Source organism: Pyramidobacter sp. C12-8 (assembly GCF_002007215.1).
Lineage (GTDB): Bacteria > Synergistota > Synergistia > Synergistales > Dethiosulfovibrionaceae > Pyramidobacter.
On the sequence record NZ_MUHX01000170.1, the window covers coordinates 1 to 209 of the forward strand.

The following is a 209-nucleotide window of genomic DNA, read 5'->3' on the forward strand; positions in this document are numbered from 1 at the left end:
ACCTACGCCGGAAGATATTCTATCGCTATGGCTGCAAAGACCGGCACAGCCGAGAACGCGGGATCGGATCATGTTATTTTTGTCGCGTTCGCGCCGTATGACAAGCCGAAGATCGCCGTCGCAGTCGTGCTGGAGCATGGGGCAAAGGGCAGATATGCGCAGTGTGTCGCGATGGATATGATGGACGCGTACTTCGATAAGAAGACGCT

The 209-nt window shown here is 55.0% G+C and carries 1 protein-coding gene; it reads left to right on the forward strand.

The features are described 5' to 3' along the window. Positions 1–27: 27 nt before the first annotated feature. Positions 28–209: penicillin-binding transpeptidase domain-containing protein (locus B0D78_RS12455; protein WP_240496177.1), on the forward strand; the 182-nt coding region annotated here is incomplete at its 3' end.